Here is a 21,355-nt window from a genome sequence, read left to right on the forward strand (position 1 = left end):
TTTATTTACCAATAGAAAATCCTTCGAACACTCTTCCACCATACTGTTCTAACGTCTTTTCTATAAAATGAATTAATTCATTTTTCTCTCCCGTTTTATAAAAATGATCAAAAGCGGCTACAAATTTGTTTGCATATTGCTCATCATATCTTCTTAGCACTCTAATAAACCATTTTGAACTCCCAAGCCACTTACCATTTACTCTTAATACATATTCATGTACTAAATCCGCTAATAAATTAGCGATAAACAATTCTTCTTCTCTTTTTGTTGCACCAATAAAGTCATCTAAAGTATCTGTAATAAAATATCGCTTCTGCTTAATCGTTTCTTCGGACCATTTAGCTGGTCCTTTATGTAGTAAATCATTCGCTTCTTTTTTTAATTTCTCAATAATTTCCTTTTCCCCTTTTAATGCAATCCCTTCTGAAACTAATTGTGGTAACGACGGTCTCCCTCGATCACAATCCATTTTGAAAAAGGTTTTATATGTTTCAAAATTATGAACAAACACCTCAACAGGCCATCCATTACTATAGAAAGATTCTCTATAGCAAGAAGTTAAACTTTGGTCAACTATTACAATATCAAGGTCAGATGTTTTCGTCGCTTCTCCTCGTGCAACGCTTCCGCCGAGTAAAGCTACATCACAATTCGGAAATTGTGATATAATTATGTTTTGTGCTGCTTCAATTGTTTTCATAACTGTTCCTCTTTTCTTATTTCACTTTCTTTTTTCAGCTCTTTCTCTCGCTTTTTTTATATAGCTTTCTGCATCTGGTGTTTTACATGACGTTGCACCGTGATCAACCTCTACTTTTCCAATTTCACGTGCAATTTCAATCGCTTGTTGCTCTAAGTCTTCATTACGAATTCCTATTGCGATTAAAGCACTATTCATCGCTTCTTTTTTTCTATTTTTTTCATTATGTATATTTTCTTTAATCTCTTCTAAGTACGGAGAGAAGAAATCATCATGTAACGTTTTATTTTTAATCGCTATATTTGCTAATAAAGACCAGCCAGCTCTTCCAATCCATTCATCATTAGACTTTGTCCACTCTTCCATTCTTTCTATTGCAATTGGCGAAGTACATATAGATTTCATAAGAACATCCATTAAACAGTAATAATCAACATTCTGAATCCAACTATTAAGCTGTTCTGTCGCTATTTTTTTCGGATCTAAAATATAAGTTGCTAATGTCATTGCGTCCATATTGTTCGTTTCCCACAATCCAACTGCTAAATCGTGATCTTTTTTTATCTTCTTTTTTAACAATTTTAAATTCGCAAAACTAACTCCAAATAACGGCTCTTTCGCTCCGTGGTTTTTATACGTTTTTCGATTTTGTTCTGTTCCATATTCCTCTAGTTGCCGCATTACTTCCTCAAGTAACATAAACCCACCTCTTTATCTTTTATGTTGACTGTATATATGTATGTACGATATATTCTACATTACTTTTTGGTTTTCCTATATTTATTTTGAAAGTACGGTATGTGAAATTTCTAAACATCGCACAGCTACACCATCAAAAAACTGTATGTTTAACATGTACAGTTTTTTGATGGTAACAATTTTCCGTAGAATAAAATATTTTGTTTTTCGTCCGCTTCTTGTAAATATTTATTAATCATTCCAAGTGCTGCCCTACCCTTAATTGATCCTGTAGGGTTATGCCATTCACATTTAGCATAGATAGAAAGGTTCTTCGTGTCTTCGCATTCTAATTTAATGAGAGGTGTATTCCCGACATTTTTAGAAAACTCATACAAATGTTTTAATGTCATACTTCTATACCTCCTGCATAAATGATATTGATTACATTTATTCTTAACCAAAATACTTTCTACAATTTAATAACTCTCTTAACTAAATCTTCTTATATAAAAATCCCTACAAACGCTGTAGGGATTTATGTCTAAATCATTTTGTTACACTCTATTTCATATGAAAATAGTTTCCTTATTCAGATGCATTCATAAGCACAATTCTCCAACCATCGGGATCCTCTATTGTGGTTCCCTTTTCTATCCAATACGGGTTTTCTGGTTCCACCTCATGATAGCCCATATTACTTAATCGATTCACTATCTTTTCAATTTCATCTTTATTAGGCATATAAAAAACTAGTAAATTATCTTTTGTCGGTGCCGGACATGGACTTCCATTAACATGTGTAGTAAACTCCAAATGATACTCTTCATCTGGTAATCCAAACATAACCCCGTCATATCCTTCGTGATTTTGAAATTCCCCTATACGTTTTAGTCCTAATCCTGTTTCATAAAAACTGATCACTTCTTCAAATTTATCTGTTGGTCTTGCAATTCTAAATCGAACCCAATTCTTCATGCAAATCTCCTCCTTTTCATTTTTCAAAGCTTTATATTAATTAGTATAAGTTACATATATTCCCTTTAACATCCCTCATTAGTGTGAGCTTCCTAAGTTGAAAGACCTATTAGTTAATAAACAATAGGACTTTAGTATAAATTGCTATTTTGCATTGTTTCTAATGTTATCCATGACTGCCCAATTTGATTAACATATGGCCTTTCCTCATTACAAATTTTACAGCGAGAAGGTGCTTATTCATTTTCGGGATACTGTACTCCACATGTAGTGCAAATATAATTATTCATATTCCCGCTCCTTTTTTCATGTAATTGTTTCTTTATCAATATTTTAATAAAAATCAAAAATATTCGAATCAATAATTGGAACGAAAACGAAGTGATACGAAAGTATGATTTGGTGATTGAAAGTTTAAATAATAAAGTTTAAATTCATTCTATTTTTCAAAACTGCAATTGATATAAAATCTTGCATACTTTTGAGTAAACTTTTTTACACTTGTATAAAAGTTTTTTTGCATTTCCCTACCTATAATTGCTAATATAGTAGAGTAGAACTTTTATAGAGAGAAGGAAAATTATGCACAATGGAATTCGAATGACAACTTTAGTAAAAAGGGCTATGTTAGTTTGTGCGGGGGTATTATTCACATACGAAGTGGCTTTTGGATCAGTACATACTGCTCTAGCTAGTACAGAGGATGAAGCAAAATCTGTTCAACTTGTAAGTGAGATTCAAACATCTCTTGCTCCGAAAGAAGCTCCAAAACATTATAACGGGCAAGTTAGAAAAGTCGCTTATTTAACATTTGATGACGGTCCTGGAAAATACACAGCTGAGCTTTTAGATATGTTAAAGAAAGAAAATGCAAAAGCAACATTCTTCCTAATTGGTTCAAACGTAAAAGCTTTCCCTGATCTTGTAAAACGCGAAGATACTGAAGGCCACTACGTTGGGATGCACAGTATGACTCATAACTACAAGAAACTTTACACTGAAGGTCATTACGTAGATGAAATGAAGGAAGACCAAGGCTTAATCGCTGGTGTTTTAGGTAAATCACCAGTATTAACTCGTCCATCTTACGGCTCTATGCCAGGATTAAACGAAGCTCTTCGCAACAAAGTTGTAGAAAATGGCTTAAAAGTTTGGGATTGGACAATTGATTCTTTAGACTGGAAATATAACAAAATGCAAGTTGATGCTGCATCTGCTAAAATTGTAGAAAACGTTCTAGCTCATTCTACAAATCCAACAGAAGTTATCCTTATGCATGATATTCATCCACAATCAGTAAAAGCAGTACCTGGAATTATTAAAGGACTGAAAGAAAAAGGATATGAATTAGAAGCGTATAATGAGAACGAACACTTCCCATTAAACTTCTGGCATGATAATCGTATGTAATGAAAAGACTTGATTCCCTCTAGTAGGTTATCAAGTCTTTTTTATCGTTTTTAGAATTTCCTTATAGAGAAAACCTATACACGCTTGCACCATATCAATAGTATACGTCCCTTTCCTTTTATCAAATAAATTTAACTTTGAAATATCACATGCTATCTTTAACCTAGTTTAAATAAGTGGATGTTATATAATCGTATTTATAGTGCAAACTGAAGAAGCTTGGAATCAATTTAAGAAAGAAACGCGATAAGTAAAAAACTACAAAAGCGACTTATTCAAAATAAAAACATACATATCAGAATACAGTCAAAAAAGGATTGAATATACAATTTCAATCCTTTTTTTTATATTATCAACACTTTAGCACATATTACTCTTAAGGAGTGATATGTATATGGATTTTCTTTCATCTGAATATTTGTCTGCCTTGCTTGCCATTATTGTAATCGATTTAGTGTTAGCCGGAGATAACGCCATTGTAATTGGATTAGCAGCAAGAAGATTACCGAAAGACCAACAAAAGAAAGTTATCATTTGGGGAACCATTGGAGCAATCGCTATTAGGGCCCTCGCTACCTTAGTTGTCGTTTGGTTATTAAAAATACCTGGATTACTCCTAATTGGTGGTGTACTTCTTATTTGGATCGCTTACAAGCTGATCGCTGAGGGCAAAAATCATGATATTAAAGCCGAAGAAGGATTTTGGTCTGCTATTAAAACCATTATTATTGCTGATGCGTTAATGGGCATTGATAATGTACTCGCTGTTGCAGGAGCTGCCCATGGTAACTTTTCTTTAGTAATCATCGGACTATTAGTGTCTATTCCAGTAGTCGTATGGGGCAGTACATTAATTTTAAAATGGGTGGATCGTTTTCCTGTCATCATTACGATCGGAGCAGCCGTTTTAGCTTATACTGCCGCGAAAATGATTGTAGATGAGAAGTGGTTCGCTGGATTTTTCGAAAGTAACCCTTTCGTTAAATGGGCATTTATCATTATTATCATCGTCGGTGTAGTTTTCTTCGGAAAGGCAAAACAAAAAGCAACAGCTGGTTCTGTCTCATAATGATGGTATATTTACAAATAAAAGGCGCTATTCATATGAATAGCGCCTTTTATTATTTAGCTTCCCCTTCCGGAGTCGTTTTTACCTTTGTTTTGTTTTTATCACGGTTGTTATAGTTATACTTCGAACGATCTACTGGAGTGAATCCTTCCGGTATGTAGAATCGTAATAAGTCACCATTTACGACTTGGTCAGAGTATTTTAGTGAGTTTTGAACCATTTGTTCATTTTTCTTTATTTCATCTGTAAATTCTACAGGTTTTCCAGTAGTTGTATCATAGTATTTGCCGTTTAGTGCAGTAACTGTTGGGCTTACGTAGTTACCGTTACGGAACGCAACGACTTGTTTATGATCTGGTGATAATAAATCAGAACCGAATTGAACATAATTCTTTGTATCTGTACCTAGTAAGTGTAATAGCGTTGGAAGAACGTCAATTTCACCACCATATTGATGTTGTACGCCACCTTTCACTCCTGGTACACGAACGATTAATGGTACACGTTGTAACTGTGCATTTTCAAATGAGTTCATTTCTTTACCCATTACTTTTGACATTGCTGCGTTATGATTATCTGAAATGCCGTAATGGTCTCCGTACATAACAATAATTGAGTTATCATATAAACCAGATTGTTTCAAGTAATCGATGAAGCCTTTTACAGATTCGTCTAAATAGCGTGCTGTTTGGAAGTACGTATCTACTGATGAATCACCTGTTGTTGCTGGTTCAATCGTTGCTTCTGCCTTATCGATTGGATAAGGGAAATGGTTCGATAACGTAATAAACTTCGTATAGAACGGTTGTTTCAACGTTTGTAATAACGGAATAGATTCATTAAAGAACGGTTTATCTTTTAACCCGTAGTTTACTACGTCTTTTCCATTCATATCGTAGTATGACGCATCAAAGAATTTATTAAAACCAAATGATTTATAAATATCATCACGGTTCCAGAATGTTTTGTAGTTACCGTGGAATACTGCTGATGTGTATCCTTGTTGTCCTAAAATAGCTGGTGCTGATTGATACGTATTATGAGATTTCGTTGTAAAGACAGAACCTTGCGGTAAACCAAACATTGAATTCTCTAACATAAACTCCGCATCAGATGTTTTCCCTTGTCCTGTTTGATGGAAGAAGTTATCAAAATAAAGTGTATTCGCATCTTTTGTAAATGAGTTTAAGAACGGTGTAACTTCTTGACCATTTAATTTGTAATCAATTAAGAAGTTTTGGAATGACTCTAAATGAATGTAAATTACGTTCATTCCCTTTCCTTTACCGAAATACTCAGGATTTGGACTTGCATAAGTTGATGTTAAATAATTTCGTACTTCTGTCATATTATCACCATCAGCTAATGCTCGTTCTGTCGATGCTTTCGCACTTTGAATTCCATCATAAATTGTGTAGTTGTATGCACCTAAATATTTCACAATATAATTACGGTCAAACGTTCTTGTTAATAATTCAGGACGGTCAGACTCTGCAAGACCTAAGTTAACACTGAATAATAAAATACCTGCTACAAATACTAGAGATAATTTATGCCTCGCAACACGAATTGGTTTTGGATTTGCAAATTTTGTTGCGACTAACACAATTAATATAATCGTGTCTAAGAAGTATAATGGATCATAAAGATGTAGCAATGCAAGAATACTACCACCTAAATCTCCAAAGTTATTCGTTTGTGTTAATGTCGGGAACGTAATAAAGTCACTGAAAAAGCGATAGTATACTACGTTTGCGTATAAAAGAATCGACAATAACAAATTAATGATAATTAACCAAATATAAGATCGTTTCCCTTTTGCAAATAATGCTAGTCCTAAAAATAGAACTGCTGAACTAAGCGGGTTAAAAAACAGCAAGAATTTTTGGATTGTGTTTGAAATTCCTAAATTGAATTCTGTTACATAAGCTGCATATGTTTTGAGCCACAATAAAATAACGGCAAACAGAAAGAATCCAAAATGATTGCTTAACACACTTTTGCTCTTTAATAAGAACTGTTTCATTTCTCCACCTCTTTTGATCATCCAAGGCTTATTTTTTTATAAGTCTGTCTCTCTATTCAAATTTTCTTCTTCAAATAGATTATCTTTATTTAACTATATGAAGAATATTAGTAATTATAATTTGAAGCTAGTATTTATTCAACTATTTCTTTCTAGACATTTTGACCTTGGTTTCTATTTAACAAAATAAATTTGTAACATTTCCTGTTTTCTCCCAAGATTCATCCACTAATTATGACACCCCATACTATATACCTTTATAAACTCATTCGCAAACTATTCTATCTCCAAATTTGGTACATATTTCACATGACAAAATAATACGATTTGATTATATTACTCCACTTACATTTCCCTTCTTCAACTAACTCTTTAAATCTTAAAGTCATTACATCCCTTCCATACATGAAAGAATTCTCCTGTTCATTAATATTATATTTGAATAATTATTCATTTGACCGACCAGCGATGTTACATTTTCTCGACAAAAAAACTCACTCTAAAAAGAGCGAGTTTTTTCATTATATATTATTGACCTTTGTACATTGCATCTACTTGTTTTTGAAGTTCCTCATTTTCTAAGAACTCATCATAAGTAGCCTCTTTATCGATTACACCGTTTGGTGTTACTTCGATAATGCGGTTTGCAATTGTTTGCACGAACTGATGGTCATGAGATGTGAATAAGATTGTACCTTTGAATGCAATTAAACCGTTGTTTAATGCTGTAATTGACTCAAGGTCTAAGTGGTTCGTTGGATCGTCAAGTGTGATTACGTTCGCACCACTTAACATCATTTTAGATAACATACAACGAACTTTTTCGCCTCCAGATAATACAGAAACGTTCTTCTTAACTTCTTCACCTGAGAATAACATACGGCCTAAGAAACCACGTAAGAAGCTTTCAGACTCATCTTGTGGAGAGAATTGACGTAACCATTCAACTAAGTTGTAATCACTGTTCTCAAAGTACTTAGAGTTATCTCTTGGGAAGTAAGATTGAGAGGTTGTAACACCCCATTTGAATGAACCGCTATCCGGCTCCATTTCACCCATAAGAATTTTAAATAATGTTGTCATCGCAATATCGTTACGGCCGATAAATGCAACTTTATCACCTTTATTTAAAGTGAAGTACACATTATCTAACACTTTTTCACCATCAATTGTTTTAGAAAGACCTTCAACAGTTAATAAGTCATTTCCTACTTCACGCTCAGGTGTGAAGCCAACGAATGGGTAACGACGTGATGACGGTCTAATATCATCTAATGTAATTTTGTCTAATAATTTTTTACGAGAAGTTGCTTGTTTCGCTTTAGAAGCGTTTGAACTAAAGCGTGCAATGAAGTTTTGTAACTCTTTTACTTTCTCTTCTTTTTTCTTATTAGCATCTTGTGTTAATTTTAAAGCTAATTGGCTTGACTCATACCAGAAGTCATAGTTACCAACATAAAGTTGAATTTTACCGAAATCAAGGTCAGCCATGTGCGTACATACTTTATTTAAGAAGTGACGGTCATGGGATACTACGATAACTGTGTTTTCAAAGTTCATTAAGAAGTTTTCTAACCATTGAATCGCTTTTAAGTCCAAGTGGTTGGTAGGCTCATCTAATAATAGAATGTCAGGTTGACCGAATAAAGCTTGAGCAAGTAATACTTTTACTTTCTCTGCCCCAGTTAATTCTGACAATTTCTTATCATGAAGGTCTTCACCAATACCTAAACCTTTAAGAAGAATTGCAGCTTCTGACTCAGCTTCCCAACCGTTAAGCTCAGCGAACTCACCTTCAAGTTCAGCAGCGCGCATTCCATCTTCATCACTAAAGTCTTCTTTCATGTAAATAGCATTTTTCTCTTGCATTACTTTGTAAAGTTGCGTGTGACCCATAATTACTGTTTCTAATACTGGGAACTCTTCATATTCGAAGTGGTTCTGTTTTAATACTGCTAGACGCTCACCTGGCGTAATATGTATGTCACCTGTTGATGGTTCAATTTCTCCAGATAAAATCTTTAGGAATGTAGATTTACCAGCACCGTTTGCTCCGATTAAACCGTAGCAGTTACCTGGCGTGAATTTTATGTTAACATCTTCAAATAATTTGCGATCCGCGAAACGCAAACTAACGTTACTTACTGTAATCATTTGTGTCCTCCTACTAATACCGCTTATTTCAGCGTTTTCTCACCGATTGTCTTAAGAAATCGCATATTACGACTCAATTATTGTAGACTATAGCTATTATATAGTAGAAGCTGGATGAATAGCAACGGTTGATTACCTTTCTACAATGAAATCGGATAGTTTTTGTCCATTCCCCTAGCTATTGTATGTATATCATCGACCTCTTTCTCATATAACCTTTCACTGCTCATTCTGTAATATATCGGATTCATTTTCATCTGAAATATTATATACCGAAAAAACTGTAGAGAAATCATTCCCTACAGTCTCTTCTTATTTCGTATTTATTATTTTCTCTTTGTAACTCTTCATTTTACTCGTTAACCCTATTAACGCCGGTAATAATATCGGCATCACAATTAAAGCTAATAGAAGAAGTGCAACACCAACTACTGACGCAACTTGTATAAGTGTTAATACACCTGATGGAATTAATGCTGCAAATGTCCCGCCTAAAATTAGCGCAGCTGATAATACAACTCCTCCTATATGACGAGATGCAGTTACAATTTTCGTTACCGAATCCCCTTCTATCTCGTTATAGCGCATCATTACGAAAATACTATAATCCACTCCTAAAGCGACAATCATAATGAAGCTAAAGAATGGAACATTCCAGCTTAATGAATCTACATGTAATACATGTGCACTAATTTGTTCGCTTATACCGAGTGATGCGAAGTACGCTAATAGTAATGAGCCAATAATAAATATTGTGTTTAGTAATGAGCGTGTAATTACGATTAATACAATCGCAATTCCAATTAACATAATTGTAGCTGTACGTAAGAAATCTTGCCCTGTTACTTCTTTTAAATCAACGTTTCTAGCTGTTGTTCCGCCAATTGCTGTTTTCGCATCATGTAATTCCGTTCCCTTTACAGTGCCATCGATTGTTTTATTGATTTCTTGAATAATTGGCATCGCTTCTTTTGAATACGGATTTACATCTAAAATGATAGTCATTTTAGCAATTTTTCTATCCTGCGACATGTACGTGTTCAATGCTTTTTGGAAATCTTCTCCCTCTAGCACTTCTTTTGGAATATAAAACTTCTCAGAGCTCTTCGATTCATTGAGCTCCCCTAAATATTTTTGTGCGTCATGCAGGCCATTACTTACTTTTCCAAGCCCTTCTGTACTTTTAGATAAACCGGATTGTAATTGCCCCATCTTTTCTTGCAGGTCTTTAAGGCCCGTTAAAAGTTGTCCTTGCCCATCGTTTATTTTCGTTAATCCAGATTGTAACTCAACTGATTTATTTGCAATTTGTTTTGAACCTGAAGAACCTTCATTTAATCCATTTTTAAGATCGGCTGCTCCCTTTTGTAACTTATTAACTCCATTGCTCATTTCTTTTAAGCCGTTATCCACTTTCAGTAACGATTGATTCGCTTCTTTAAATAAACTCATCGCCGTTTTGTGCTGTGTTGCTAATTGATTTAATTCATTTGAAAGTACGCTTAATTTCTTTTGAGCCTCTTTAGCAATTCCTATCGTTTGTTGTATGTTTGGATCATTCGCTAATTCTGGTTTCGTTTGAACGAAATTGGTCATTAACATTTCAATTTGTTCATATCCCTTTTTCGCACCATCAATCGCTTGAGAAATACTTCCGAAGTATTGATCGTAAGAGTTTAAACCTTTTTCTAACTGTGCATAACCAGCATGCAGCTGCGACGTTGCATTAGATAGAACATTTATATTTTCGTTTACTGAAGCTAAACCACTCTCAATTTGCTGTGCTCCTTGTGCACCGTCGTTTATGCCATTTGATAATTGATGTAAAGCTGTTCCTAATGCTGATACCCCGTTTTTCGCCTCGTTCGTTCCATCAATTAATTTTTGAACATTCGCAAGACTATTTGAATCATTACTTCCCATTTTATTTTTCGCATCTGTTAATCCATCATTAATTTCCTTTATGCCACCATCGGCATCTCCTAATCCTGTATTCAATTCTCCCGCTTGCTTATTTAAATATAATTCTTTTATCTTCTCACCAGTTGGACGTGTTGGTGCATATACTTCTGACACACCTTTAACTTTCGAAATTTTATCAGTTAATTCGTCTAAAATTTGTAGAGAAGTTCCTTTATCCAGCTTTTTATCAGATTGAATGACTAATGTACTCGGTGAAGAGAAACCAGGCGGAAAATGATCCTCTATTACGTTAATACCCATCTTGGATTCATACTTATTATCCACTTCAAATAAATCATTGTAATTAAGTGTATTAGAGTATTTTAATACGAAAGGAATCGATATTACGAATACGATGATTAAAGCGACAAATGGCCTTGCTACTGAGTTCTTCGCAAAGAATCCCCATAAGCGACTATCCTCATGACCTTTAAATGTTTTAACTGGATAAAACATTCCTTTTCCTAAAAGCACCATGAAAAATGGATTTAAAGTCGTTAATACGAGTAATAATACTAAAACACCAATTGCTACCGCTGAAGTAGATTGATATAATTTAAAACTTGCTAAAGCAAGTGATGCAAAACCAATTAACACCGCTATTCCGCTATATAATACAGTTTTACCTGCTGATTTGAATGTTTCTTTCGTAGCTAAAAATGCATTTTCTAGTTTACTTAATTCTTCTTTAAACCTCGTATATAATAAAATGTTATAATCTGTTCCTACCCCAAACAGGACGACGACTACGAACACTTGTGTAAAGTTTGAGAATGGAAAATTAAATTGATCTACAAGCTGGGCAATAATCCCCATTGAAACTAAATACGATATACCAACTGTAAGAAGAGAAACAATTGGAACAACTGGTGAACGGAATACGAGGATTAATACTACAAGAATGAAAATGATTGAAATAACTTCTGTCTTTTTCACTCCCTCTTGAGAGGATTTAAGAAAATCACCCGCTATTAAGTCACTTCCTGTTAAATACGTTTTTACCCCTTTCGTTTGCACTTTTTCATGAAGATTATTTGAAACTTTTGATATTTCACCATGTTTTTTATCTATCGATATTTGCGTTAAAATAGTCGTATTATCTTTAGAAACTAATTGTTTCTCCAAGTCTTTATTGTCTAAATGTGAAACAACTTCCTTAATTCCTAATTGCTCTTTTTCATTTTGCAGGGCGTTGATTGTTTTTGTTATTTCCTTTTTTTGTTCATCTGTTAAAGCTGCCTTATTGCCACTATTAAAAACGGCTATAATTTCATACTTTTCAACCCCTTCTTTATCCATCTCTTTCATCATCTTGTCAGCAATACTGCTTTGCTTTGTATTAGGGATTGTAATTTTCCCTTTTTCTTTCACTAATTGATCCATATTAGGCATCGTTACGACCATTGTAATAGTAATAACTATCCATAATAGAAAAGATAAACTTCTCCAACTTTTTAACTTGCTCATTTGAATCATCTCCCAATATGAAATTCACATGTGGAATGAATATTCATTTCTACTCTTTTGAAAACAATTTTCGGAATGAACGTTCATTCCTTCGGTTATAAAGATTTATTATCTCCTGTTATTCTTTTTCATACCTTTTTTCGGAATGAATGTTCATTCCTGTCCTTATAACGCTATAGAATCAAATGATTCTAATAGCATTCCAACAACTTTCTTCCAATTCCTTTACCAATTCATCTGTATATTCTAACTGCCCTGTTTCCATTACTTTAATTAATTTTTCTATTGGTTGATATACAATAATAATTAAAGCAATTGGTGGTAATGGACGAAGCAAACCTTTTTCGATTCCATCTTCAATCAAGTTCATGAAGAAACCCATGAAGTCCTCGAATATTTCATTACTATGTTCATCTAGAAAATAACTATCACAGTGAGAATTTGTAAAAAGAAAAGCATCTGCATTTTGTCTCGCAAATTCAAATAAACGGTTGTATGTATGGCTAAACTGTTCACGAATATTTGCGTCGACCGGGAAATCATTTTTTATTAATTCCGATAGTTGTAAAACACTTTTCGTAAATAAAGAATTAACAAGCGCTTCTTTATTTTCAAAATAACGGTAAATTGTACCTGCACCTACTTTTGCTTTTTCAGCAATCATGGGAATTGTTGTACCATCATAACCTCGTTCTGCAAAAAGTTGTATTGCAGCATCAAAAATATCTTCTTGTTTGTTTTTAGCCATTTTTCCACCTCAATTTCCAGGAATGAAAATTCATTCCGTTTTTAATTATAAATTAGATGCGCTAAAAGTCAAGTGTGTGGCAAAGTATAGCTGTGATTTTTTATCCCCTATTTATGAATGAAATTATATGAGCGATTTTCTAGATATATTGGCGCAATTTAAAATTATATCAGCGATTCTCAGGATATATCAGCGAAACTCTAATTATATCAGCGATTCTCAGGATATATCGACTTACCGAAAGAAGTTCACAATATAAGAGGAGGCTATCCCAAAATTTCACTTGGGATAGCCCGCCTTCATACATGCAAATTAAAAGAAATCATAAATAAACGGCTTACGCACTGGTACTAAATTCTCAAATGATCGTATTGCCTCGTCACTTCCACTAATGAATTCAAGTTCATTTAGTTCTAATGGCCGTTTATATCCAAGCATTATTGCCGATAACGCAGTTATATCCAGTTTAATTCCTTTTTCAGTTTTTTCTTCTACAATTGTTATTTCATGATTTGCAAGTCTCACTGTTATGTTATTCCACGGAGCAAATGCATCTGTAATGTTTAGGATCACTTCTTGCTGTACATTGTTCCAATTCAACTCATATTGTTTTAAAAACTGCTCCACATCTACAATTCTTCCCATAAAATATGGTTTTATTTCTGTCTTCACGCGTGGCTCTTGCAATGAATATAATAACGATTCGCTTTCACTTACTGTCATTTCAATTTCTTTAATCATAGAATCATGCTGACAAATAAAGTTCCACAGACCATTTCTTGCTTCATTATGCAGTGGTACAAATTCTTCTACTGTCATTTTATAGTTTTCTATTTTGTATAACATGTAACCTGCTGCCTTTTTATTTTCATCATAGTAAATCGCTAATGTTAAATCATCATAAACCGCTTGTAACCACCAGTTCTTCTCTCGAACTAACATACATGAAAAACGTTCTGCAAATGCTTCATAGAGCTTCTCGACTTCTTCTGGATGATTTTCTTTATTAAAACGTTTCACAGTACCATTTACTTGTTTTTTCATCACTAAATCGCTCTTACTCATATGACATTTGAGTAGATTCGCACAAAGTTCCCAGCCGTATTTACGGTAAAATGAAACAGCAAATGGATGTAACATAGAGACTGTAAAGCCATCTTTTTTCATTGTTTGAAGTGAATGTTGAAGTAGCTCTTTTACATACCCACTTCTTCTGTACTCTGGATACGTCGCTACTCCTGCAACGCCACCCATTTTAAATTTTTCTTTACCTATGTAAATATGAAACGGGATGAGGTGTAGTTTTGCAGCTAAGTCTTCCCCTTCCATAATGCCGTATATTTCATGACTTTCCTTCATTTTTGTAAGTTGCTGCTGTAATCGTTCCTCATCTACTGTATATTGAAAAGCGTATTCTGATAAACGTAATGCTTCTCTGAACTTATCTTCTTTTAATTGTATGACATTCATATAATTCTCCTCCATTCCCTGTTTGAATTATATCATAATTCTCACTATTATAATTCGGTAAGTGAAACTACAAGGACGTTTCAACAAAAAAAGCAGATACATCACGTATCTGCTTTCCATCCTTTTTATTTAGCTAATTTTTGAAGTTCGTCAAAGAATGTAGGATATGATACACCTACTGCTTCTGCATCTTCAATAATTGTTTTTCCTTCTGCCAGGCAACCAGCAATTGCAAGCATCATTCCGATACGGTGATCACCATAACTATTTACTGTATTGCCTTTTAGAGCTGATTTTCCGTAAATGATCATACCGTCATCAGTTGCTTCTATGCGAGCTCCTAGTTTCGTTAACTCAGCAACGACTGTATCAATACGGTTTGTTTCTTTTACTTTCAATTCATGTGCATCTTTAATTACTGTAATTCCTTCTGCTTGCGTTGCCGCTAATGCGATTACAGGAATCTCATCGATTAATCTAGGGATAATATCTCCGCCAATTTCAATTCCTTTTAATGAAGATGTTTCGATTGTAATATTTGCAGCTGGTTCTGATGCCCCTTCGTTAATTAGATCTACAGTGAACGTAGCACCCATTTTTTCTAAAACATCAATAATACCTGTACGGGTTGGATTCATCCCTACATTTTGTAATACTAGTTTACTATTTGGGATGATTGCACCTGCTACTAAGAAAAATGCTGCTGATGATACGTCACCTGGCACTTGAATGTCTGTTGCTGTTAATTTTTGTCCACCTGACAACTTCACTGTTTTCCCTTCGCGAGTTACTTTAACACCAAATGCTTCGAGCATTCTTTCCGTATGGTCGCGTGAAATATGTGGTTCTGTAACAGCTGTTACACCTTCTGCACGAAGACCTGCAAGTAAAATAGCCGACTTTACTTGTGCACTTGCAACAGGAGAAATATATTCAATTGCTTTTAAATCTCCGCCACGTATTGTTAACGGTGTAAATGTTCCTTCTTCTCGGCCGTCTATGTTTGCGCCCATTTGTTTTAATGGGTTTGTTACACGCTTCATCGGTCTTTTTGCGATAGATTCATCACCTTGTACGCAAGAGAAAAATGGTGTGTTAGCTAATATACCTGACATTAATCGGATTGTTGTACCAGAATTACCAACATCTAATACAGCTTTCGGTTCTTGTAAACCTTCTAATCCTTTACCAACTACAGTAACCTCATCACCGTTTTGCGTAATTTCTACTCCCATTTCTTTAAAACATGAAATCGTACTTAAACAGTCTGCACCGGGCAAGAAACCTTTAATTGTTGTTTTCCCTTCTGCAATAGAACCGAACATAACAGCACGGTGTGAAATGGATTTATCACCTGGGATTGTAATATTGCCATTCAATCCGTTATTAACAGGTTGTATTGTTCTTTCTTTCACGTTTTTCACCTTCTCATTTAAATTGTTTCATAAGTTTGGTATTCTTCTTCTCCAAGCGCTAGCTTTGCTTTCATACGATCTTCTTCCCTTTGGAAGCTAATACGTAATACCCCAAGCAGTCCTTCACGCGCTTCTAATATTTGCAAGTTCGTAATACTAATTTCCTCGCGCGCTAAAATACTCGTAATATGAGCCAATGCCCCCACCTTATCTAATACATCGACGTATAAGTCGTGATAGGCAGGAATTGCCCCTCTCTTTCTTACTGGTAAAGAATCACGGTATTCTTTCGCATCTGCAAAATAGTTTTGAATCTCGCCTGCATCTCCGGTAGAAACTGTTTTATATAAATCTTCCATTTCAGAGATCCACTCTTTTAATAATACCATTAAATGCTCTCGATTTTGCTTTACAATATCACTCCACATTTTTGGACTACTAGATGCGATACGTGTAATGTCTTTGAAACCTCCAGCAGCTAGTTGATGAATGAGCGGATTATCTCCTGCATGTTTCTCAACTTGCTTTACTAAACCTGCTGCGATAAGATGCGGAAAATGACTAACGATCCCTGTTACATAATCATGTTCTTCCGTATTTAAAACAAGAAAATGTGACCCTGTTCCTTTTAACCATACTTTAAGGTCTTCCACTTGTTTATTTGGCACGTGATTCATCGGTGTTAAAATGTAAAATGCATTTTCAAATAAATGTGCCTTTGCACTTTCAACTCCCGTTTTATGAGAACCCGCCATCGGATGTCCACCAATGAAAGAAACATCCTTTGAAAATAAAGCTTCCGCTTCGTTCATAATAGACCCTTTTGTACTACCAACATCAGTCACTATAACATCTTCTCGTAAACGGAATGACGCAAGTTTGTGTAATAGCTTCTTCGTTTCTTCAACTGGAGAAGCAAAAACAATTAAATGTGCCTCTTCACATGCACGCTGTAAATCACCTGCTATTTCATCTACTACGTGTAATTCTTTTGCACGCTCTACTTGCTCTTTAAATATATCGTACCCTGTTATTGTTACATCGTGCTCTTTCTTAATTGCTAATGCGAGAGAGCCTCCTATTAAACCTGTTCCAATTAATACTACCTTTTTACGCATTGGCCTCATCTCGAGACTTATTTTTTTTATTTTCAAAGTGTTGTTTTAACACTGAAATCACTCCTTCATTTTGCTCCCTTGTTCCAACTGTAATACGGACACCATTTGGGAATGGACGAATAATAAATCCTGCATGTGCACAAGCTTCATAAATCTCTCCAGCATTATCTACCGGTAAAAAGATGAAATTAGTTTGTGACGAATAAAATGGTATTTCGTTTTCCTTACAGAAACTCTCGTATTGCTGTAATCCTTCTGTATTCACGTGAACTATTTCTTTAATAAACTCGTCATCACCAAAAGCAATCGTAGCTGCTTTTTGCGCTAATGAAGATACGTTAAATGGTAAACGTACGACATTTAATTTCTCAATTAGCTCTTCCTGTCCAATCGCATATCCAACGCGGAAAGAAGCTAATCCGTACGCTTTAGAAAACGTTCTAAGTACAAGAATGTTTTTATGTTTTTCTAAAAGCGATAATGTCTCAGGGAAATCTTTTGCTGTTACGTATTCATAGTACGCTTCATCAATGACAATTAACGTATTCTCACTAATACCTTCAATAAATTGATTCAATTTTCGATCATTCACATATGTGCCTGTCGGATTGTTCGGATTACAAATCCATACGATTTTCGTATTATTATTTACTGCTAATGAAATTTCGTCTAAATCGTATACACCGTTATTTAAAGGAATTTCTTTCACTTCACAACCTTCAATAATTGCATGATGACGGTACTGCGGGAATGTCGCACCCGCTGTCACGATGTTATCTCCTGCCTTGAGTACTGCACGACTTATGATTTGAATGACTTCATCTAAACCACTACCACAAAGTACTTGTTCCATTTGCACATGCAACTTATCTGCGATTGTTTGACGGAGCGTTGTAGCACCTCCGTCAGGATATAAAGCATGTTCCAACCAAGAATTTTGCAACTCTTCTAAAACTCTCGGTGAACAACCGAATGGATTTTCATTCGATGCTAATTTCACAAACGAATGATCTCCGTACACTTCTTTCATTTGTTCTGGTGATTTACCTGGTTTATATGGTTGTAATGATGATAGTTGATCTTTTACTTGCACGTTAAACCCACCTTTTTATTAAAATTCTTTTGCGTAGTTATTGTGTTGCATAATGTTTTGTTTTAATAATTCCATACGATCTTTTCCGAATTGTTCGACTAGTGCATCTGCAAGTTCCCATGCCACAACAGATTCAGCTACTACACCCGCTGCTGGTACTGCGCAACTATCAGATCTTTCAATACTCGCTTGGAATGCTTCTTTCGTATCAATATCAACGCTTGCTAACGGTTTGTATAAAGTAGGAATTGGCTTCATCACGCCTCTTACGATAATTGGCATACCTGTTGTCATACCGCCTTCTAAACCGCCGGCATTATTCGTTTTTCTCGTGTATCCTTTTTCTTCATCCCACAGAATTTCATCATGCACTTTGCTTCCCGGTTGTCGTGCGGCTTCAAAACCTACGCCGATTTCAGCACCTTTAAATGCATTTATACTCATAATTGCACCAGCAAGTTTTGCATCTAATTTACGATCGTAATGAACGTAACTACCAACTCCAATTGGCATACCTTCTGCAATGACTTCCACAATACCACCGATTGAATCTCCACTACTTTTTGCGTTGTCAATCGCATTCATCATTTCTTGCTCTACTTCTTTATCTAAACATCGAACTGGTGAGTTTTCAGTAATTGTTTGAATTTCTTCAATCGATAAGTTTGAAATATGTTTTGCTTTTACTCCACCAATTTCAAGAACATGTCCTGCAATTTCCACGCCTAATTCGCTTAAAATTTGTTTTGCAACTGCACCAGCAGCTACACGAACTGTCGTTTCTCTTGCAGATGACCGCTCTAATACGTTTCTTATATCACGATGACCATATTTAATTGCTCCATTTAAATCTGCATGTCCGGGACGTGGTTTTGTAATTGTACGTTTCATGTCTTTACTTTCTTTTTCCGAAATTGGCTCTGCACCCATTACTTTCGTCCAATGTTTGAAATCATCATTTTTTACAATTAACGTAATCGGTGATCCAAGTGTCATCCCGTGACGAACACCACTTACAATTTCAACTGTATCTGTTTCAATTTGCATACGTCTTCCGCGTCCATGACCTTTTTGTCTTCTTAATAATTCTTTATTAATATGTTCCGCCGTAAGTGTCAAACCTGCTGGTACACCTTCTAAAATAACTGTTAACTGCGGTCCATGTGATTCTCCAGCTGTAATGTATCTCATTTCTCTTGCCCCTTTACTATTTTTTTGTACAAAAAAGTCCCTACTGAGCGCTCAGTAGGGACGATATTTATCGCGGTACCACCCTAGTTGTAGACTTCTTTCGTCTACCTCTCTTCTTCTTTAACGATCGTTCGACCGTCTTACCCTCCAAAAGTTGTCGGGAAAGATGCTCCAAGGCTGTAATTCATGCTTACCTTTGTACTGATTCACACCGACCATCAGCTCTCTTTAACAGTGAGATAAGCACTACTGTTTCCTCTTCAACGCATATTATGATATGGAATTAAGATAATTTATTTTTGAAACCTTTTAACTCATCCATGAATCTATGGAATTCTGGAATGTCCATTTGTTGTGCAGAATCTGATAATGCAACTGCTGGATCTGGATGAACTTCAGCCATTACTGCATCTGCACCAATTGCAAGTGCCGCTTTCGCTGTTGGTAATAATAAATCTCTGCGTCCAGTTGAATGTGTTACATCAACGATAACTGGTAAATGTGTTTCTTTCTTTAAAATTGGTACTGCAGAAATGTCTAATGTGTTACGTGTTGCTCTTTCGTATGTGCGGATACCGCGCTCACAAAGAATAATTTGATCGTTACCTTGCGCAATGATGTATTCCGCTGCGTTAATGAACTCATCAATTGTTGCTGCTAATCCACGTTTTAATAATACTGGTTTGTTAACTTTACCTACAGCTCGTAATAAATCGAAGTTTTGCATGTTACGTGCGCCAACTTGAATTACATCAACGTAGTCTAATGCCATTTCAACATCGTTCGGATTTAAAATTTCACTAATAATTGCTAAGTCAAACTCGTCTGCTACTTGACGTAAAATTTGAAGTCCTTCTACTCCTAAACCTTGGAAATCATATGGAGAAGTTCTCGGTTTGAATGCACCACCGCGCATTAATTTTAAGCCTTGGTCTTTCATCGCTTGCCCTACTTGACGAACTTGTTCTAAACTTTCTACTGCACAAGGTCCCATGATGAACGTTTGTGTTCCGTTTCCAATCAATTCACCTTTTACATCAACGATTGTATTTTCTTGTTTCTTTTTACGTGATACTAGTAACGCTTTACGGTTATCATCTTCTTGTAACTCTAAGCTTGCTTTGAAAATCGTTTTGAAAATATGTTGAACTGTTGATGTTTCGAATGGTCCTTCGTTATGCTCTGCAATCATATCAAGTACTTCACGCTCACGTACTGGATCAAAGCGTTTCGTGCCTTGTACTTGCTTTTGCTCTCCAATTTTTTGAACAATTTCACCACGTTTGTTTAAAAGGTGTAATAGTTGTAAGTTAATTTCATCTACCTGTTTACGTAATTGATCTAATTCATGATTTGCCATTTGGAAATCCTCCTCTAATGTTTTAAAAGTATAGTAAGAGAATAAAAGATTCTCTATTTTCTGAACTGACTAATTATACAAATTTATAGTGGAATCGATACCTCTTCTTATTTTAAACTAATAATTCGTACAAAGACATGAACTACTAGTTAAAAACCCACTTTTTTGTACAAAAAAGCCCTACTGATCCAATCAGTAGGGACGATATTTATCGCGGTACCACCCTAGTTGTAGACTTCTTTCGTCTACCTCTCTTCATTGTTAACGATCATCTGACCGTCTTTCCCTTCATAAAGACAATACTATCTTTACTACGAAAAAGATGCTCCAGGACTGTAATTCGCTCTTGTTTATGTACTGGTTTGCACCAACCACCAGCTCTCTGTTACAGGGAAACAACAACTACTGCTTTTCCTTTCAATGCATGACTATTTAATTTTCAAGTTGAACCCCTAAAATACAAAAAGTCCCTACTGAATAAATCAGTAGGGACGATATTTATCGCGGTACCAC

General features: G+C 35.1%; 15 protein-coding genes, 1 pseudogene and 3 other annotated features (1 of these 19 running past the window's edge). Of the genes and pseudogenes, 2 read left to right on the forward strand and 14 right to left on the reverse strand.

Annotated features, from left to right (window positions below; genetic code table 11):
* Window position 1 precedes the first annotated feature (1 nt).
* The 4 genes and pseudogenes from MR169_RS11830 to MR169_RS11845 form a co-directional block, all read right to left on the reverse strand.
* Window positions 2-703 (reverse strand): nucleotidyltransferase domain-containing protein, encoded by a 702-nt coding sequence (locus MR169_RS11830; RefSeq protein ID WP_137074960.1) that lies wholly within the window; start codon window positions 701-703, stop codon window positions 2-4.
* 21 nt (window positions 704-724) lie between these two features.
* The gene (locus MR169_RS11835; protein ID WP_137074959.1) at window positions 725-1,402 is read right to left on the reverse strand and encodes a DNA alkylation repair protein; all 678 of its coding nucleotides are present in this window, start codon (window positions 1,400-1,402) and stop codon (window positions 725-727) included.
* A gap of 152 nt (window positions 1,403-1,554) precedes the next feature.
* Window positions 1,555-1,794, reverse strand: a pseudogene (locus MR169_RS11840) (pyridoxal-phosphate dependent enzyme); the annotation flags it as partial.
* A gap of 175 nt (window positions 1,795-1,969) precedes the next feature.
* Complete coding sequence (locus MR169_RS11845) at window positions 1,970-2,359, reverse strand: VOC family protein (RefSeq protein WP_000800682.1); 390 nt, start codon at window positions 2,357-2,359, stop codon at window positions 1,970-1,972.
* Window positions 2,360-2,941: 582 nt separating this feature from the next.
* Here MR169_RS11845 and MR169_RS11850 point away from each other — a divergent pair.
* Entirely contained in the window at window positions 2,942-3,769 is an 828-nt protein-coding gene (locus tag MR169_RS11850; RefSeq protein WP_242319439.1) for a peptidoglycan-N-acetylglucosamine deacetylase, read from the forward strand.
* Window positions 3,770-4,163: 394 nt separating this feature from the next.
* A complete protein-coding gene (locus tag MR169_RS11855) occupies window positions 4,164-4,838 on the forward strand; it encodes a TerC family protein (RefSeq protein WP_000346955.1) in 675 nt (224 codons plus the stop codon).
* 52 nt (window positions 4,839-4,890) lie between these two features.
* On the opposite strand, the gene ltaS is transcribed toward MR169_RS11855, so the two are convergent.
* The 10 genes from ltaS to MR169_RS11905 all read right to left on the reverse strand — a co-directional run bounded on the left by ltaS (window position 4,891) and on the right by MR169_RS11905 (window position 20,842).
* Entirely contained in the window at window positions 4,891-6,864 is a 1,974-nt protein-coding gene (gene ltaS, locus MR169_RS11860; protein ID WP_242319440.1) for a lipoteichoic acid synthase, read from the reverse strand.
* A 528-nt stretch (window positions 6,865-7,392) separates the two neighbouring features.
* Window positions 7,393-9,018, reverse strand: a complete 1,626-nt coding sequence (locus tag MR169_RS11865; protein WP_000633864.1) for an ABC-F family ATP-binding cassette domain-containing protein — start codon at window positions 9,016-9,018, stop codon at window positions 7,393-7,395.
* Between the two features lie 312 nt (window positions 9,019-9,330).
* Window positions 9,331-12,447 carry an MMPL family transporter gene (locus MR169_RS11870; RefSeq protein WP_242319441.1) on the reverse strand — a complete coding sequence of 1,039 codons (3,117 nt, stop codon included), beginning with the start codon at window positions 12,445-12,447 and terminating at the stop codon, window positions 9,331-9,333.
* A 181-nt stretch (window positions 12,448-12,628) separates the two neighbouring features.
* Window positions 12,629-13,195, reverse strand: coding sequence for a TetR/AcrR family transcriptional regulator (locus tag MR169_RS11875; protein WP_001107290.1), 567 nt, complete (start codon window positions 13,193-13,195; stop codon window positions 12,629-12,631).
* A gap of 312 nt (window positions 13,196-13,507) precedes the next feature.
* The gene (locus MR169_RS11880; protein ID WP_001100933.1) at window positions 13,508-14,665 is read right to left on the reverse strand and encodes a GNAT family N-acetyltransferase; all 1,158 of its coding nucleotides are present in this window, start codon (window positions 14,663-14,665) and stop codon (window positions 13,508-13,510) included.
* A gap of 125 nt (window positions 14,666-14,790) precedes the next feature.
* Complete coding sequence (aroA, locus tag MR169_RS11885; RefSeq protein ID WP_000664630.1) at window positions 14,791-16,080, reverse strand: 3-phosphoshikimate 1-carboxyvinyltransferase; 1,290 nt, start codon at window positions 16,078-16,080, stop codon at window positions 14,791-14,793.
* A 17-nt stretch (window positions 16,081-16,097) separates the two neighbouring features.
* A complete protein-coding gene (tyrA, locus tag MR169_RS11890) occupies window positions 16,098-17,198 on the reverse strand; it encodes a prephenate dehydrogenase (RefSeq protein WP_044797278.1) in 1,101 nt (366 codons plus the stop codon).
* Window positions 17,191-18,291: a histidinol-phosphate transaminase gene (gene hisC / locus MR169_RS11895; RefSeq protein WP_001197277.1), complete on the reverse strand. Its 1,101-nt coding sequence runs from the start codon at window positions 18,289-18,291 to the stop codon at window positions 17,191-17,193. Before hisC ends, tyrA begins: the two co-directional genes overlap by 8 nt.
* A gap of 18 nt (window positions 18,292-18,309) precedes the next feature.
* Window positions 18,310-19,482, reverse strand: a complete 1,173-nt coding sequence (gene aroC, locus MR169_RS11900; RefSeq protein WP_001269424.1) for a chorismate synthase — start codon at window positions 19,480-19,482, stop codon at window positions 18,310-18,312.
* A 53-nt stretch (window positions 19,483-19,535) separates the two neighbouring features.
* Window positions 19,536-19,755: a binding site (T-box leader), on the reverse strand.
* A 10-nt stretch (window positions 19,756-19,765) separates the two neighbouring features.
* Window positions 19,766-20,842, reverse strand: a complete 1,077-nt coding sequence (locus MR169_RS11905) for a bifunctional 3-deoxy-7-phosphoheptulonate synthase/chorismate mutase (protein WP_001273575.1) — start codon at window positions 20,840-20,842, stop codon at window positions 19,766-19,768.
* 194 nt (window positions 20,843-21,036) lie between these two features.
* Window positions 21,037-21,272, reverse strand: a binding site (T-box leader).
* 54 nt (window positions 21,273-21,326) lie between these two features.
* Window positions 21,327-21,355 (reverse strand) — a binding site (T-box leader); it runs 207 nt beyond the window's last position.

It is taken from the genome of Bacillus cereus group sp. BfR-BA-01349, from assembly GCF_022663795.1.
GTDB classification, from domain to species: Bacteria; Bacillota; Bacilli; order Bacillales; family Bacillaceae_G; genus Bacillus_A; species Bacillus_A cereus.

Excerpts from the sequence above, each read along its gene's own strand:
- MR169_RS11835 (WP_137074959.1), bottom strand. The coding sequence starts at position 1,402 with ATGTTACTTGAGGAAGTAATGCGGCAACTAGAGGAATATGGAACAGAA.
- MR169_RS11855 (WP_000346955.1), top strand. The coding sequence starts at position 4,164 with ATGGATTTTCTTTCATCTGAATATTTGTCTGCCTTGCTTGCCATTATT.
- MR169_RS11850 (WP_242319439.1), top strand. The coding sequence starts at position 2,942 with ATGCACAATGGAATTCGAATGACAACTTTAGTAAAAAGGGCTATGTTA.
- MR169_RS11905 (WP_001273575.1), bottom strand. The coding sequence starts at position 20,842 with ATGGCAAATCATGAATTAGATCAATTACGTAAACAGGTAGATGAAATT.
- MR169_RS11845 (WP_000800682.1), bottom strand. The coding sequence starts at position 2,359 with ATGAAGAATTGGGTTCGATTTAGAATTGCAAGACCAACAGATAAATTT.
- MR169_RS11870 (WP_242319441.1), bottom strand. The coding sequence starts at position 12,447 with ATGAGCAAGTTAAAAAGTTGGAGAAGTTTATCTTTTCTATTATGGATA.
- MR169_RS11865 (WP_000633864.1), bottom strand. The coding sequence starts at position 9,018 with ATGATTACAGTAAGTAACGTTAGTTTGCGTTTCGCGGATCGCAAATTA.
- tyrA (WP_044797278.1), bottom strand. The coding sequence starts at position 17,198 with ATGCGTAAAAAGGTAGTATTAATTGGAACAGGTTTAATAGGAGGCTCT.
- MR169_RS11875 (WP_001107290.1), bottom strand. The coding sequence starts at position 13,195 with ATGGCTAAAAACAAACAAGAAGATATTTTTGATGCTGCAATACAACTT.
- MR169_RS11880 (WP_001100933.1), bottom strand. The coding sequence starts at position 14,665 with ATGAATGTCATACAATTAAAAGAAGATAAGTTCAGAGAAGCATTACGT.
- ltaS (WP_242319440.1), bottom strand. The coding sequence starts at position 6,864 with ATGAAACAGTTCTTATTAAAGAGCAAAAGTGTGTTAAGCAATCATTTT.
- aroC (WP_001269424.1), bottom strand. The coding sequence starts at position 19,482 with ATGAGATACATTACAGCTGGAGAATCACATGGACCGCAGTTAACAGTT.
- MR169_RS11830 (WP_137074960.1), bottom strand. The coding sequence starts at position 703 with ATGAAAACAATTGAAGCAGCACAAAACATAATTATATCACAATTTCCG.